General features: G+C 68.6%; 11 protein-coding genes. 3 read left to right on the plus strand and 8 right to left on the minus strand.

Annotation, left to right across the window (positions count from 1 at the left end; all coding sequences use genetic code 11):
- Positions 1 to 65: 65 nt before the first annotated feature.
- From U5771_RS12380 to U5771_RS12400, 5 genes are all read right to left on the minus strand, one after another.
- Complete coding sequence (locus tag U5771_RS12380) at positions 66 to 1,655, minus strand: ABC transporter substrate-binding protein (RefSeq protein ID WP_322024235.1); 1,590 nt, start codon at positions 1,653 to 1,655, stop codon at positions 66 to 68.
- A gap of 140 nt (positions 1,656 to 1,795) precedes the next feature.
- Complete coding sequence (locus U5771_RS12385) at positions 1,796 to 2,128, minus strand: sugar ABC transporter ATPase (RefSeq protein WP_322024236.1); 333 nt, start codon at positions 2,126 to 2,128, stop codon at positions 1,796 to 1,798.
- A 247-nt stretch (positions 2,129 to 2,375) separates the two neighbouring features.
- Positions 2,376 to 2,705 (minus strand): hypothetical protein, encoded by a 330-nt coding sequence (locus tag U5771_RS12390; RefSeq protein WP_322024237.1) that lies wholly within the window; start codon positions 2,703 to 2,705, stop codon positions 2,376 to 2,378.
- Positions 2,706 to 2,857: 152 nt separating this feature from the next.
- Positions 2,858 to 4,417, minus strand: coding sequence for a DHA2 family efflux MFS transporter permease subunit (locus U5771_RS12395; protein ID WP_322024238.1), 1,560 nt, complete (start codon positions 4,415 to 4,417; stop codon positions 2,858 to 2,860).
- Positions 4,418 to 4,823: 406 nt separating this feature from the next.
- Positions 4,824 to 5,726: a LysR family transcriptional regulator gene (locus U5771_RS12400; RefSeq protein ID WP_322024239.1), complete on the minus strand. Its 903-nt coding sequence runs from the start codon at positions 5,724 to 5,726 to the stop codon at positions 4,824 to 4,826.
- A gap of 148 nt (positions 5,727 to 5,874) precedes the next feature.
- Here U5771_RS12400 and U5771_RS12405 point away from each other — a divergent pair, with 148 nt between their 5' ends.
- The gene (locus U5771_RS12405) at positions 5,875 to 7,905 is read left to right on the plus strand and encodes an FUSC family protein (protein ID WP_322024266.1); all 2,031 of its coding nucleotides are present in this window, start codon (positions 5,875 to 5,877) and stop codon (positions 7,903 to 7,905) included.
- 30 nt (positions 7,906 to 7,935) lie between these two features.
- Here U5771_RS12405 and U5771_RS12410 read toward each other — a convergent pair whose 3' ends face one another.
- Positions 7,936 to 8,856, minus strand: coding sequence for a bestrophin family protein (locus tag U5771_RS12410; RefSeq protein WP_322024240.1), 921 nt, complete (start codon positions 8,854 to 8,856; stop codon positions 7,936 to 7,938).
- Between the two features lie 12 nt (positions 8,857 to 8,868).
- Positions 8,869 to 11,193, minus strand: a complete 2,325-nt coding sequence (locus U5771_RS12415) for an FdhF/YdeP family oxidoreductase (protein ID WP_322024241.1) — start codon at positions 11,191 to 11,193, stop codon at positions 8,869 to 8,871.
- 162 nt (positions 11,194 to 11,355) lie between these two features.
- Between U5771_RS12415 and U5771_RS12420 the strand changes: the two genes are divergently transcribed.
- Positions 11,356 to 12,777: a PLP-dependent aminotransferase family protein gene (locus U5771_RS12420; RefSeq protein WP_322024242.1), complete on the plus strand. Its 1,422-nt coding sequence runs from the start codon at positions 11,356 to 11,358 to the stop codon at positions 12,775 to 12,777.
- Between the two features lie 64 nt (positions 12,778 to 12,841).
- Here the strand turns inward: U5771_RS12420 and U5771_RS12425 are convergent, their stop codons facing one another.
- Positions 12,842 to 14,083 (minus strand): mechanosensitive ion channel family protein, encoded by a 1,242-nt coding sequence (locus U5771_RS12425; RefSeq protein WP_322024243.1) that lies wholly within the window; start codon positions 14,081 to 14,083, stop codon positions 12,842 to 12,844.
- A gap of 288 nt (positions 14,084 to 14,371) precedes the next feature.
- On the opposite strand from U5771_RS12425, the gene U5771_RS12430 reads away from it, so the two are divergent.
- Entirely contained in the window at positions 14,372 to 16,090 is a 1,719-nt protein-coding gene (locus U5771_RS12430) for a SulP family inorganic anion transporter (protein WP_322024244.1), read from the plus strand.
- Positions 16,091 to 16,093: the final 3 nt, after the last annotated feature.

The following is a 16,093-nucleotide window of genomic DNA, read 5'->3' on the forward strand; positions in this document are numbered from 1 at the left end:
GCGAAGCGTATTGGAGGGTTGCTGCACCCGCGCGCCGGCCTTGCCGGCCGCGCGGGCAAACTGCATTATTTTGCCAGCGTCCGGTACGACACGAGGTCGTTGATCGGCCCGATCTCCGGCCCGGTCGTGCCGGGGCGCGTCGCGACCTGCACGACCTTCTCGAACATGATGATGAACGGCGAGTTCGCGAGCACGGCCTTCTGCAGCGCCTCGTAGCGCTGTGCGCGCTTCGCGGGCGACGGCTCGACCAGCGCGGCCTCGGTATCCTTCGTCAGTTGCGGGATGTCCCAGCTGTTGCGCCACGCGAGCATCTTCGTCTTCGACTGGTCGGAATTGTCAGGATTCCATGCGAAGCCGCGCGCGTTGCTGTTCGGGTCCATGTAGTCGGGTGACCATTCGCCGATGAAGATGTCGTGCTGGCGCGCGCGATACTTGCCGATCGCCTGCTTCGCATCGCCCGGAATCAGCTTCACGCGGATGCCGCCCTGCGCGAAGTTCGCCTGCAGTGCCTGCGCGATCTCGAGGTACGGATAATCGTTCGGCATGTCCATCGTCACGTCGAAGCCGTTCGCCAGGCCGGCCTTCGCGAGCAGCGCCTTCGCCTTCGCGACGTTGAGCTTGTACGGGTTCGAATTCAGCGTGCCGAGGAAGCCTTCCGGCAGGAAGGTCTCGTGCACCTTGTAGGTCGTGCTGACGATGTTGCGCTGGATGCCGTCGTAGTCGACCAGCCACTTCATCGCCTGCTGCACGTCGGGCTTCGCGAGATTCGGGTTCTTCGTGTTCAGGCTCAGGTACAGCAGCGCGGACACCGGCCACGACGCGACCTTGATCTTGCCGGCCTTGGTCAGCGACGCGAGGCTGTCGGGGCTCAGGTTGCGCGCGGCGTCGACGTCGCCGTTTTCGAGCAGCAGCCGCTGCGCGGATGCCTCGGGCACGTGGCGCAGCACGACGCGTTTCATCGGATACGGCGCGCGGTACTTGTCGAAACGTTGCAGCACGATGCTTTCGTTCGGCGTCCACTTGGCGAGCTGGTACGGGCCCGAGCCCGCGTCGTTGGTCTTCAGCCAGCCGCTGCCGAAATCGTTGCCCTGCTGGTGCGACATCAGCAGCTTCTTGTCGAGCACCGACGCCGGGCACGCGCTCAGCACGTTGAGCACGAAGCTCGGCGCGTACTTGCGGTCGGTTTCGAGCACGAAGGTCTGCGGGTCGACCGCGCGCACCTTCTGCATCACGTTCGCCTTCGTGAGGCCGAGATCGGCGAGCACGCCGGCCGGCCCCTTGTCGAGCAGGATGGTGCGCTGCAGCGACCACGCGACGTCGTCGGCGGTGACCGGGTTGCCGGAGTGGAACGTGAGGCCGGGGCGCAGCTTGAACGTGTAGGTGAGCCCGTCGGCGCCGACCGTCCAGGATTGCGCGATCTGCCCGTCGAAGCGCGTCGGGTCTTTCAGGTCGACCCGCACGAGCCGTTCGTAGGTGTTCGCGACGTACTCGGACGGCACGAGCTCGTAGATTTCGCTCGGATCGAGGGTCGTGAATTCGCCGAGCTGGGTGGCGACGACGAAAATGCCGGACGGCGTCGCGGCCTGCGCCGGCAGCGCCGGAACAAGCGCGACGAGCGCGGCGCTGACGAACAGCCGGGACAGCAGGTGCTTCATGCGGGCTCCGTGGAAAGGGAATCGTGGTGCGATTCTCTCATCGACGGCGGCCGGGATGAAAAAATTCGATGGGCGCGCGAGACGGCGCCCCGGGGGGAAGCGGCTTGCGGGCCGGGCGGGGTGCCCGGCACCGGCGGCGGTCAGATCACGCAGCGTGCGATCGCGAAGCGCATCGCTTCCTCGGCCGGCTCGCTGCCCGAGCCGCGCACGACCTTGACGACCGAACCGTTGCCCGACGGCGTGAGCGTGACGAAGTACGAGCGCGACCCGACGTCGATGTCGGTCACGCCGTTGTGCTGCGACTGCGCGGTGCCGGACAGGCGGCTGTCGAGGCAATTGGCGATTGCGTGGGCCGGACGCGCCGACGACACGTAGATCATCGGTGCCGAGCCGGACGCGGCCGAATCGGACGAGGGCGCGGAACCGCAGGCGGCGAGCAGGGCGGCGGGAAGGAGCAGCAGGAATCGTTTCATGTTCGGAATCGTCGTGTGTCTCGTGTCGAGGCTGGGGCGCGGGGTACGCGAAACGCGGAGCTTCGCGACGAAACCGCCGGAATCGTGCCGTTCGTGACGGTCGATACGGGAGGCGGCTGACGTCGGAGTATACCCGCGGCACTTGACGCGAACGGCCTGCTGAAACGATTCGATACAACAACAAGCGCCCGCTGTCGCGCGGCGGCAGCGGGCGTTTCAAGCGATGGCGAATCGACGTTGGCCGGCGTTACTGGCCGATCTTGTGGCTGACCGCGTTTTCCTGCTGGTTCAGCACGTGCTTTTCGCTCTGCGTTATGTGGCCGCGATCCTGCGCGGCCATGTCCCGCTCTTCCTGGCGGATCCTGCGGTCGTCACGGTGCAGGCGTGCGGCCTGGGCGTGCGATATCTCGCCTTCCTTCACCTCGTGATGGATCCGGCGATTCTGGTTGGCGAGGCGCTGGTTGACCTCCTCGCGGCGCGGATGCGCTTGCTGCCACGGCGTTTCCGCGAACGCGGTGCCGGTCAGCACCGACATCAGGGTGGCGGCGATCGCGAGATGGCGGGTAAGGGCTCGCATGACGTTTTCTCCTGTCGTTGTGCGCCGCGAATCGTGGGCGCTTGTCGAAAAAACGCTGTGCGGGCCCCGGCTGTTGACGTTTCCGGCTGTATCGATTGCAAGTCTTTATTACGGCCGCGGACCGCCGTGACGATCGCGATCGCGGCGCGCGCTCAATGCGCGCCCGCTGCCGCCGCATCCGCGTCGCCGCCGCCCGAGCGCGACGGCTTCGTGATCCAGATCAGCGGAATGATCGCGACGAAGATGATCGCCGACACGTAGAAGATGTCGTTCAGCCCCATCACGGCGGCCTGCGAATCGACCGACGCGTTGAAGAACGCGAGCGCCGAATCGGGGCTCAGATGCAGCAGCGAGCGGGCCGCGGCGATCTGCTGCGCGAAGATCGGATTGCCGGCGCTCGCCTGTTCGGTGAGCCGGACGTGGTGCAGGATCGTCCGGTCGTTCCACGCGTTGCTGATCAGCGACGTGCCGACCGCGCCGCAGAACGTGCGGCCGAAATTCGACAGGCCGGCGGCGGCGGGGATCTTTTCCGGCGGCAGCCCCGACAGGATGATCGCGGTGAGCGGCACGAAGAACATCGCCATCGGAATGCCCTGCAGCAGCGTCGGCAGCACGAGATCCCGGTGCGACACGTCGGAATAGAACGCCGTGCGCATCATGAACACGACCGCGAAGCCGACGAACGCGAGCGTCGCGATGTAGCGCGGATCGGTGCGCGGCAGGATGCGTCCCATCACCGGCGTCAGCAGGATCGCGAAGATCCCGAGCGGTGCGGTGGCGAGGCCGGAGTCGATCGCGCGATAGCCGAGATAGCCCTGCATCCACTGCGGCAGCAGCACCAGCGTGCCGAAGAACATCCCGTACGCGACCGAGATCGCGATCGTGCCGCCCGCGAAGTTGCGCTGCGTGAAGAGTCGCAGGTCGACGATCGGATTGGCCTCGGTCAGCTCCCACACGAGAAAGAACGCGAAGCCGACCAGCGCGACGACGCCGAGCGCGACGATGACGGGCGAATTGAACCAGTCGAGATCCTTGCCCTTGTCGAGCATGATCTGCAGCGACGCGACCCACAGCACGAGCAGCACGAGGCCGACGGTGTCGATCGGCAGGCGGCGCACGGGCGATTCGCGATCGCGGAACACGATCCACGTGACCGACGCCGCGAAGAAGCCGACCGGAATGTTGATGTAGAAGATCCACGACCAGTTGTAGTCATAGGTGATCCAGCCGCCGAGCGATGGCCCGGCGATGGGGCCGACGAGCGCGGTCATCGACCACAGCGCGAGTGCGCTCGCCGATTTCTGCCGCGGCCACGCGCCGAGCAGCAGCGCCTGCGACAGCGGCGCGAGCGGCCCGGCGACTGCTCCCTGCAGGATCCGCGCGGCGAGCAGCGTCGGCAGGTTCGGCGCGATGCCGCACAGCCACGACGCGAACACGAACAGCAGGATCGACGTGACGAACAGGCGCACCTGGCCGAAGCGCTGCGTGAGCCAGCCCGTCAACGGAATCGACACCGCGTTGGCGGCCGCGAAGATCGTGATCACCCACGTGCCTTCGTCGACCGACACGCCGAGGTCGCCCGAGATCGTCGGAATCGCGACGTTCGCGATCGACGAGTCGAGCACGTTCATGAACATCGCGAGCGATACCGCGATCGTGCCGATCGCGAGCCGGCCGCCCGTCAGCGGGCCTGGAGTGGATGGAGCGGACATGGCGTTCCTGCGAGAGGGAGAGGGCCTTACGGCGTGCGCAGCCGGTCGCGCGCGCACGCGTGCGCGAATGAACCGCGAAGCGGACGGATGCATGCTGCCCATGGACGGCCGGCCACGCGGCGCCGTCGCGTTGCAACGTGCGGTTCAAGCGTTGAATCGGAAAGCGCGAAGCCGTGGCGGGCTCCGGCAGGCGGACTGGCGCCCTGGCGCCGGTCAGGAAGGCGCGACGCGCGTGACGCGTCGGCGGGCAGCGGGTAGATGGCTGCCGTAGCGTGTGGTGTCGTTTTTCATCGGCACAGGCTAACGAGGCGGCGAACGACGATCAACGCTCGCCCGCTCATTAATTCCTTTCGTGTGCCGCAATAATCCGGCCGGAACGCGCCGAGTGCCGGTCGTGCGATACCGGTTACGGCGCGTTCCGCCATCCGGTGAAGACCTCCGTCAGGAACTCGACAAAGATGCGCACCTTGCTGTCGAGCGTCGCGCGCCGCGGATAGACCGCGTGCAGCTCGACGTCGTCGGTGCGGTGCCAGTCGGGCAGCACGATCTCGAGTTCGTGCTTGTCGAGCCGCCGCGCGGTGTAGTGCGTGGAGATCAGTGCGATGCCGCCGCCGCTCGCGGCCTGGCGCAGCACGGTGACCGATTCGTTCGCGATCAGCACGGGCCGCACCGGCACGTCGGCCACGTCGCCGGCCGCGTTGGTGAGCCGCAGCGTCAGGCCGGGCGCATCGCGGCCCACGTACAGGATGTCGTGCTGCGTGAGTTCCTGCGGCGTCTGCGGTCGTCCGGCGCGGTCGAGGTAGGCCGGGCTCGCGGCGAGCTTCGCGTGCGACCAGCCGAGCGAGCGCGCGACGTAGCCGGAATCGGTCAGCATGCCCGTGCGCAGCGCGACGTCGAAGCCGTGCTCGACGAGGTCGAGCGGGCTGTTGTCGTAGATCAGCACGAGCTGCACCCGCGGGTAGCGCCGGCGAAACTCGGCGAGCGCCGGCTCGAGTTCGAACAGGCCGATCGAGTAGGGCACCAGCACGCGCAGCGTGCCTTCGGGATCGGTGCGCAGCGCTCGGGCCTGGCGGTCCGCGTCGAGCAGGATCTCCTCGGCGCGCAGGCAGCGCTCGTAATACTCGCGCCCGGCTTCGGTGACGGACACGCGGCGCGTGGTCCGGTACAGCAGTTGCACGCCGAGCTCGTCCTCGAGCTGCCTGACCTTGCGGCTCACGCGGCTCAGCGCCAGGTCGAGCTGCACCGACGCGGCGGTGAAGCTGCCGCGTTCCACCACGCGCAAGAATATCCGGATGCTCTCGAAGTCCATACAGGTCGTTTTCGTGTTCGGCTTGCGCGCATCTTACCGTCGTCGGCCGGATTGTTTCGTGTCGGCCGCACCGATTATCCCGCCCGCTGCAATAACGCATTCCGTGCGCGCCATAGTGGCGGCCGCCGCGCGACCGTATGCTCGCCGCATGAAATTCGCTTTCCCCAGCCTGCCGCCGTTCGCGGCCGTGCGCACCGCGCTGCGCGACGCATGGCCCGCCTTGCCGCCCGGCGCGCTCGGCTTCGCGCTGCGCAACACGGCCGCCTCGCTGCTCGCGCTCTATATCGCGTTCCGCATGAACCTCGACGATCCGAAATGGGCCGCGTCGACCGTGTGGATCGTCGCGCAGGGCACACGCGGGATGGGGCTGTCGAAGAGCCAGTACCGGATCCTCGGCACCGCGATCGGCGCGGTCGTCGCGCTTGCGCTGACCGGCGCGTTCGCGCAGACGCCCGAACTGTTCCTGACGGCGCTCGCCGTGTGGATCGGCCTGTGCGCGGGCGTCGCGACGTTCCTGCGGAATTTCCGGGCGTACGCGGCGGTGCTTGCCGGCTATACGGCCGCGATCATCTCGATGGATGCGGCATCCGCGCCGCTGCACGCGTTCGATATCGCGACCGCGCGCTTCCTGTACGTGGTGGTCGGCATCCTGTGCGGTGCCGCGTTCGAAACGGTGTTCGCGCCCGGTTCGCCGCTGCGCGACGTCCGCACGCGGCTGGCACGCTATCTCGGACGCGCGGTGGCGGTCGGTGCGGATGCGCTGCGTCGCGAGCCGAACGGCGCGGCGGTGCACCGGCTGTTCGCGGATGCGCTCGAGCTCGACACCGCGGCCGAATACGCGGCCGCCGGCGCACCGCCGGTGCGCAACGCGATCGGCCATCTGCGCGCGGCGGTGCTGGGCGTGCTGTCCGCGCATGCGGCCGGGCAGGCGATCGAAGCGCATGCGGCGCGTCGCGGCGATGCGCCGGATCCGCTGGTCGCCGACGCCGCGCGCGTGCTGGATGGCGTGGCCGCGTCGGGCGAAGCAGGCCCCGAGTTGGCGGCGCTGCGTGCGCGGGTGGACGATGCGTTGCGCGCCGAGGCGGCCGAGCCGACCGGATCGGACGTCTCGCGCCTGCTCACGCTCGACCGGCTGGGCGCGCTGCTGGCCGGATTCGACGATGCATTCGCGAACAAGGCGCGGATCGACCTGCCGGTTCCGCCGCCGTCGCGGGTCCGCTACGCATTTCATCGCGATGCGGTGCTCGCGTGTCACAACGGCATGCGTGCGTTCATCGCGGTGCTGGTCGCATCGGCGATCTGGATCGTCACCGCATGGCCGTCGGGCGCGGGCTTCGTCGCGATCACGGCCGTGGTCGGCGCGCTGTTCTCGACCCGGCCGAATTCGGCCCGGGCCGCGGTGGGGTTCCTGAAAGGCGCGGCCTGCGCGGCGGTGGCGGGGATCGTCTGCAATTTCATCCTGCTGCCGGCGGTATCGGGCTTCGAGATGCTCGCGTACATCATCGGCGTGTTCATGATCGGCACGGGCCTCGCGATGCGCTATCCGCGCACCGCCGCGCTCGGCAGCGCATTCTCGATCTTCTTCTGGAATTTCACGTCGCCGGACAACACCGCCCGCATCGGCGATGCGGCGTTCCTGAACAGCGCACTGTCGACGCTGCTCGGCATCGCGTTCGGCGTGCTGGTGTTCGCGCTGGTGTTTCCCGGCGATCCGGGCACGAGCCGGCGGCGGCTGCATCGCGCGGTGCGCCGCGATCTGGCCGATATCGCGCGCGACCCGCGCGGCTGGTCGGCCAGCGCGTGGCTCAGTCGCACGGCCGACCGGCTCGGGCGCGAGCTCGGGTTCGCGGGCAGCCTGCCGCAGACGCTGATCGAGCGTGACCTGCGCGACCTGCTCGCGATCTGGGGCATCGGCGACAGCGTGCTGTCGCTCGCGGAACTGGCGGCCCGGGAGCCGGCCGCGCGCCGCGCGGTGGCCGTGGTGCGGGGCCGCGTCGCGATCGGGGATGTCGCGCGGCTCGAACGGAGTTGCGATGCGGCCGCGCGGTTGCTGCGGCGGCGCGTGGCCGATATCGACAGCGACGGCGGCCGCGCGCTGCTGCGCGGCGTCGTGCTGCTGCGGCGGATCGCGGACGCGGTCGCCGGGCACGGCGGCTTCCTGCGCGGTCGGCGCGACTGAGCGGCGCGACGGAAGCGGGGCGTCAGCGGTTCAGGTGAGCCGATACGCCGGGCCCGGCGTCGCTTCCGCCGGCAGCGGCTCGCGGTTCAGTTCGAGCAGCGTGCGCTCGATCGTCCGCGTCATCGCATCGAGCGCGAGGTGGTTCGGGCCGTCGCCGAACGGCTCGGCGATCGCATGGGCGATCGCGTCGAGCGCGATCAGCGTATAGGCGACGAACACGGTGACGAACGGCGTCGCCGCGCCGATCGAGTCGACGAGGCCGAACGGCAGCAGCACGCAGTACGCGTAGATGGTCCGGTGCAGCAGCACGTCGTACGAGAACGGGATCGGCGTCGACGCGATGCGCTCGCAGCCGCTCACCATCGACACGAGATCGTCGAGGCGCGCGTCGAGCATCCACAGCCGGGTATCGGCGAGATGGCCTGCGTCGGCGCGCGCGGTGAAGGCTTCGCGCAGTTCATGAACGATCGCGATCGGCGCAAACCGGGCGGCGACGATGCGCGCATGGGTTTCGCCGTCGAGCAGCGTGCGCAGGTCCGCCGCCGGATCGGTGCCGCGCAGCTGATGCTTCAGCGCATGGACGAACGCGACGACCTTGCGCACGAACGCCTGACGCGCGGCGTCGTTGTCGTCGATCGCGCCGTAGCAGAGCGCCTGCGACACCAGCGTGCGCGTGGCGGTCAGCACGCCGCCCCACAGCTGCCGTCCCTCGCGATAGCGTTCGTAGCTCGCATTGTTGCGAAACCCCGCGAAGATCGCGAGCGTGAGGCCGATCAGCGTGAACGGCGTCGGGTTCAGCGGCACCTTCTCGCCGAGCACGCGGCCGCCACCCCACACCGCGACGAGGCTGATCGCGAGCGTCAGCACGAGCTGCGGCAGGATGGTCGGCAGCACCGATCCGTTCCAGACGAGCAGCATCCGCAGCCAGTGCTCGCGCGGCCGTACGATCATCGCGGCGCTCCGTCAGGCGGCGGCCGACGCCGGCGCGGCCGCGCGATGCAGCAGCACCGGCACCGACTTCGACGTCGGCGTGTTGCACACGTCGCCGACGCTGTCGAGCGGCACCAGCGGGTTCGTTTCCGGGTAGTACGCGCCGATGCAGCCGCGCGGGATGTCGTATTCGACCAGCAGGAAGCCGTCCGCGCGCCGCTCGATGCCGTCGTGCCACACGGTTTCCATGTCGACCCAGTCGCCGGCCGCAAGGCCGAGCATCGCGAGATCGTCGCGGTTGACGAACACCACGCGACGCTGGCCGAACACGCCGCGATAGCGGTCGTCGAGCCCGTAGACGGTCGTGTTGTACTGGTCGTGCGAGCGCGTCGTCATCAGCGTCATCAGGCGCTCGCCGTGCAGCGCGCGGGCGCGCTGGATCGGCGTGTCGGTCGGCAGCGCGTGCGCGATGAAGTTCGCCTTGCCCGTCGGCGTCAGCCATTCGCGGTCGCGCGACGCGACGCGCAGGTGGAAGCCGCCCGGCCGCGCGATGCGCGTGTTGTAGTCGTCGAAGCCGTCGAAGGTCGCCTCGATCGCGTCGCGGATCTTCGCGTAGTCGTCCTTGTACGCGAGCCAGTCGATCTTGCCGCTGCCGAACAGCGCGTGGCCCATGTGCGCGACGATCGCCGGTTCGGACATCAGGTTCGGCGACGCCGGCTTGTTCATCCCGTACGACACGTGGACCATGCTCATCGAATCCTCGACCGTCACGCCCTGCGCGACGTTGTCCTGCAGGTCGATCTCGGTGCGGCCGAGCGTCGGCAGGATCAGCGCGTCGCGGCCGTGGATCAGGTGGCTGCGGTTCAGCTTCGTCGTGATGTGCACGGAGAGCGCGCAGCGGCGCATGCCTTCCCACGTGCGCGGCGTGTCGGGCGTCGCCATCGCGAAGTTGCCGCCGAGGCCGATCAGCACCTTCACGTGGCCTTCGAGCATCCCTTCGATCGTCTCGACGACGTCGTAGCCGTGGTGACGCGGCGGTTCGAAGTCGAACACGTGGCCGAGCCGGTCGAGGAACGCCTGCGACGGCTTTTCCTCGATGCCGACCGTGCGGTTGCCCTGCACGTTCGAGTGGCCGCGCACCGGGCACAGACCCGCTCCGGGGCGGCCGATGTTGCCGCGCATCAGCATCAGGTTCGTCAGCATCTGCACGGTCGCGACCGAATGCTTGTGCTGCGTGATGCCCATGCCCCAGGTCGCGATCACGCGCTCGCTGCGCGCATACAGCTGCGCGAGGCCGTCGATCTGCTCGTACGGCACGCCGCTTTCGGCCGTCAGCGCGGACCAGCTTTCGTTGCGTAGATCGTCGGCGAACGCGTCGAAGCCGGCCGTATGCTCGCCGATGAACGCGGTGTCGAGCACGCGCGGCGCACCGGCGGCGCGCGCGGCATCGTCGAGTTCGAGCACGCGCTTCGCCATCCCCTTGATCAGCGCGAAATCGCCGCCGATCGTCGGCTGGATGAAGGTCGATGCGATCTGCGTGCCCGACATCGTCAGCATCTCGAGCGGGCTTTGCGGATCGGCGAAACGCTCGAGCCCGCGTTCCTTCAGCGGGTTGATCGACACGATCGTCGCGCCGCGCTTCGCGCATTCGCGCAGCTCGCCCATCATTCGCGGATGGTTGGTCGCCGGGTTCTGGCCGAAGATCAGCAGCGTGTCCGCGTGCTCGAAATCGTCGAGCGTGACGGTGCCCTTGCCGACGCCGACCGACGCCGGCAGCCCGCGGCTCGTCGCCTCGTGGCACATGTTCGAGCAGTCGGGGAAGTTGTTCGTGCCGTACAGCCGCACCAGCAACTGGTACAGGAACGCCGCCTCGTTGCTCGCGCGGCCGGACGTGTAGAACGCGGCCTGGTTCGGGTCCGGCAGCGCGCGCAGGTGGCGTGCGATCAGCTTGAACGCGTCGTCCCATGAGATCGGCACGTAGCGGTCGGTTTGCGCGTCGTACGCCATCGGGTCGGTCAGGCGGCCGTGCTGTTCGAGTTCGAAATCCGTCTGTTCGAGCAGCTCGGTGACCGTGTGCGCGGCGAAGAATTCGGGCGTCACGCGCTTGCTCGTCGCTTCGGCGGCCACGGCCTTCACGCCGTTTTCGCAGAATTCGAACGTCGACGCATGCTGGCGGTCGGGCCACGCGCAGCCCGGGCAGTCGAAGCCGTCCGGCTGGTTCTGGCGCAACAGCGTACGGTAGTTGCCGCCGGCGACCTTTTCCTTGATCAGGTTGATCGTGACGGCTTTCAGCGCACCCCAGCCGGCGGCCGGGTGGGTGTACGGTTCGATGCGCGCGGCGGCGGATTTCTTTTTCATGATGCGGGTTGATGCCGGTGTCAGGGTCGATGCACGCAGAGTACGCGCGGCGCTGCGGCCGCTGTGTGTACACCTTTCATCTTCAAAAAAGAGTACAGTTGCGCCAAATCAAGCAGTGCGGACCGCAACTGTGTTGTTGAAGGGAAGTTGAAAGGGAGGCGCGTGAAGCGTTACGAACAACTGGCCGACGATCTGCAGGCGCAGATCGAGCGTGGCGTGTACCGGCCCGGCGAGCGGATTCCGTCGGTGCGCCAGGCGAGCCGGCAGCAGCAGCTCAGCGTCACGACCGTGCTGCGCGCGTATCTCGTGCTGGAGAGCCGCGGCCTGATCGAGAGCCGGCCGCAGTCGGGCTACTTCGTGCGGGCCCGGACCACGGCGCCGGCCGAGGCCGAGCTGCACGTGTCGGCGCCGGCCGCCGAGCCGTCGGCGGTGGACGTGAGCCGGCTCGTGCTGTCGACGCTGCGCTCGATCTCGCGCGACGACGCGGTGCCGCTCGGCTCGCCGTATCCCGACGCGTCGCAGTTCCCGGTGCAGCGTCTCGCGCGCTACGCGCAGGCGATCGGGCGGCGCCGCACGCGCTGGGGCGTGATCGACGACCTGCCGCCCGGCAACCAGGAGCTGATCCGCCAGATCGCGCGACGCTACGCGGAGCGCGGGATCCCGGTCGAGCCGGGCGAGATCGTGATGACGATCGGCGCGACCGAGGCGATCAACCTGTGCCTGCAGGCGGTCGCCAAGCCCGGCGACACGATCGCGGTGGAGTCGCCGACGTTCTACGCGATGCTGCACGCGATCGAGCGGATGGGCATGCGCGCGCTGGAGGTGGCGACCCATCCGGGCGACGGCATCGATCTCGACGCGCTCGAACGGATCCTCGCGCGCGAGCGCATCGCCGCGTGCATGGTGATGCCGAATTTCCAGAATCCGCTCGGCTTCCAGATGCCCGATGCGCGCAAGCGCGCGCTCGTCGAGCTGCTCGCGAAGCACGGTGTGCCCGCGATCGAGAGCGACGTCTATCACGAACTGCATTTCGGCGACACGACGCCGAGCGCGCTGAAGTCGTACGACCGCGACGGGCTCGTGCTGCATTGCGCGTCGTTCACGAAGAGCCTGTCGCCACGCTACCGGATCGGCTGGGCGATGCCGGGCCGCTACCGCGACCAGGTCGAGAAGCTGAAATTCCTGAACACGCTCGCGACGCCCGCGATCGAGCAGCTCGCGATCGCCGAATACCTGAAGTACGACGGCTACGATTTCCACCTGCGGCGAATGCGCAAGCAGTATGCGCAGCAGGCGAGCCTGATGAGCGCGATGGTGCGGCGGTTCTTCCCGGAAGGCACGCGGCTGTCGCAGCCGCAGGGCGGGTACGTGCTGTGGGTCGAGCTGCCGGCGCAGGTCGATGCGATGAAGCTGTATGCGCTCGCGCTCGCGCAAGGAATCACGATCGGGCCCGGCCACATGTTCTCGGCGACGGCCGACTACCGGCACTTCATCCGGCTCAACTACAGCTATCCGTGGTCGCGGCAGATCGAGGACGCGCTGAAGGTCGTGGGGCGGCTCGCGTCCGAGTGCGCGGGGCGGTGAGCGGCGCCCGGCGCGCCGCGACGGGGTGGGGCGGGCGGCCCGTTGCAGGCCGCCACGGCAAGCATCACCGCGCGTGCGGCGCCTGCAGTTCGGCCTGCGCCGCGCCGGCCATCCGGCGCATGTCGAAGCCCGACGGGTGCTGGTACACGCGCAGCCCGAACTCCGGCAGCACCGCGATCAGGTGATCGAACAGGTCGGACTGGATCGCCTCGTAGTCGACCCAGGTCGTCGTATCGGTGAAGCAGTACAGTTCGAGCGGAATGCCTTCGGCCGTCAGCGGCAGCTGGCGCGCCATGCATGTCATGTCGCGGCGAATGTGCGGATGGCCCTTCAGGTAGTTCGCGACGTACGCGCGGAACGTGCCGAGATTCGTCAACTGGCGGCGGTTCGCCGGGCATGCGCCGGCCGCGCCGAGCGTGCCGTTCCATTGCGCGATCGCGTCGACCTTGTCTTCCAGGTAGTCCTTCAACAGCGTCAGGCGTTCGAGCCGTTCGATCTCGTCGTCGCCGAGAAAGCGCACGCTCGTCGCGTCGACGAACAGCGCGCGCTTGATGCGGCGCCCGCCGGCTTCGGTCATCCCGCGCCAGTTCTGGTAGCTCTCGGTGATCAGCTTCCACGTCGGCACCGTGATGATCGTGTGATCGAAGTTCGCGACCTTGACCGTGTTCAGCGTGATGTCGATGACGGTGCCGTCCGCGCCGGCCGACGGCATCGTGATCCAGTCGCCGATCCGCAGCATGTCGTTCGACGACAGCTGCACGCCGGCGACGAGGCCGAGCAGCGTGTCCTTGAAGATCAGCATCAGCACCGCCGACATCGCGCCGATGCCCGACAGCAGCAGGCCGATCTGCTTGCCGGTCGCGTCGCCGATCACGACGAGCGCGGCCGTGATGAACATCACGAGCTTGACGAGCTGCATCGCGCCTTTCAGCGACAGGCGCGGCTGGTCGCGCTGGCTCGTGCGGTGCGAGTGCTCGAGCGCGGACAGCGTCGTGCTGATCGTCATCGACACCAGGAACACGATCAACGCGAACAGCACCTTGTCGGCGGCCTGCACGGCCACGGCCGGGATGCCGGGCACCGCGCCGAGCCCGAGCTTGATCACGACGAACGGCACGATGCGGTTCAGCCACTTGAATGCGCCGAACTCGAACAGCGCGTCGTCGATGCGGGTGGCCGACAGCCGCGCGAGGCGCGCGACCACGCGGAACAGCAGGAAATGCACGGCGGCGGTGATCGCGCCGGCGGCGGCGAGCAGGATGAGGATGCCGACGAGCGGCGCAAACCAGGATTCGTTCAGGGTCATAAGGGCAGGCAGGGTTCTTCGCGTGCGTTGAATCGGCGCCGCGCTGCGGCGCGCGCCCGGTGAAGGGCACATGAAAGGGACCGTGATTGTGCCACTGGGTTCCGGTCGGCGGCCGCGAATGCATGGCGTAGGGCTCCCGAACATTCTCACCGTTGCGTGGAGCTGCGTCGTGTTCATGGCGCGCAACACACTATGCACTTGCCACGCCATGCCCGCTCGGGGCACGATGCGCGAACGACTTCCTGCATCCCGCTTCCAGGTCGCTCCAGTCATCCACGCATTTCACGCATGCCAGATTCCAACGAAAGCCGGCCGCGCCGCGTGCGGCTGCTGAAGGGCATTCTGCCGATTCGCCGCGCGTCGGCCGTCCGCGACGTGTTCGCGGGCATCTCGCTTGCGTCGATGGATATCCCGCAGGTGCTCGGCTATGCACGCATCGCCGGCATGCCGGCCGTGACGGGCCTCTATACCGTGTTCCTGCCGTTGATCGCGTTCGCGTGCTTCGGCGCGTCGCGCCATCTGGTCGTCGCCGCCGACTCCGCGACCGCGACCATTTTCGCGAGCCGCCTGTCGTCGATGGCGCCGGCGGGCAGCGCCGAGTACGTCGCGCTGGCCGGCATGGTCGCGCTGCTGACCGCCGCGATGCTGCTGCTCGCCCGCATCTTCAAGCTCGGCTTTCTCGCCGACTTCCTGTCGCGCACGGTGCTGGTCGGCTTCCTCGCGGGTGTCGGCGTGCAGGTGTCGATCGCGATGCTCGGCGACATGCTCGGCTTGTCCGTGCCGTATCCGGCATCGCGCAGCGTCGCCCAGCTCGACTACGTCGTCACGCATGCCGTGCACGCGCATCGGCCGACGCTCGCGCTCGCGGTGCTCGTCGTCGTCGCGATTCTCGCGTGCAAGCGCTTCCTGCCGCGCGTGCCGATGCCGATGATCGCGGTGGCGGGCAGCATCGCCGCGAGCGATTGGTTCGGCTTCGCCGAGCGGGGCATCGCGGTGCTCGGGCCCGTCGCCGGCGGCTTGCCGCCGTTGCGCTGGCCGACCGTCACGTGGCAGCAGTTTCTCGATCTCGTGCCGGTCGCCGCGTCGTGCTTCGTGATGATCATCGCGCAGAGCGCGGCGGCGGCCCGCGTGTTCGCGCAGCAGTACGGCGAGGACGTCGATACCAATGCCGACATCCTCGGGCTCGCGGCCGCGAACGCGGCGGCGGCGGTGGGCGGCGCGTTCGTCGTCAACGGCAGCCCGACGCAGACCGCGATGGCCGACGGCGCGGGTGTGCGCAGCCAGATCGGGCATCTGGCGTTCGCGGCGGTCGTCGCGGTGGTGCTGCTGTTCCTGAGTTCGACGCTGCAGTACCTGCCGCATGCGGTGCTGGCCGGCATCGTGTTGACGATCGCGCTCGGGCTGATCAACGTGCGCAGCCTCGCGGCGATCCGCAAGGAAAGCCCCGGCGAATTCACGCTCGCGCTGGTCACCGCCGCGGCCGTCGTGACGGTCGGCGTCGAGCACGGGATCCTGCTGGCCGTCGCGTTGTCGCTGATGCGTCACGTGCGCCACAGCTACCAGCCGCACACGATGGTGCTCGAAGCCGCCGACGGCAACGGGCGGTGGCTGCCGGTGCCGGCCCGGCCGGGCGCGATGACGGCGCCGGGGCTGATCGTCTACCGGTTCGGCGCCGACTTGTTCTTCGCGAACGACCATCTGTTCGCCGCCGAAGTGATCGAGCTGGTCGATGCGTCGCCGGTGCCGCTGCGCTGGTTCATCGTCGACGCGGGCGCGATCACCGATCTCGATTACTCGGCCGCGCGGACGATCACCGATCTCGTCGAGGCGCTGCACGCGCGCCGGATCGGCGTGCTGTTCGGGCGCGTGAACCGCTATCTGCACGCGGACATGGCGCGCCACCGGATCACCGCGATCGTCGGCGCGTCGTGCATCTTCCCGACGTTGCACCAGGCGCTGGAAGCGGCGGGCGTGACGCCGGCGCAGCAGGATCCGGGTGTCGTGTAGCGG

The sequence above is a fragment of the Burkholderia sp. BCC1977 genome (assembly GCF_905339595.1).
GTDB lineage: Bacteria > Pseudomonadota > Gammaproteobacteria > Burkholderiales > Burkholderiaceae > Burkholderia.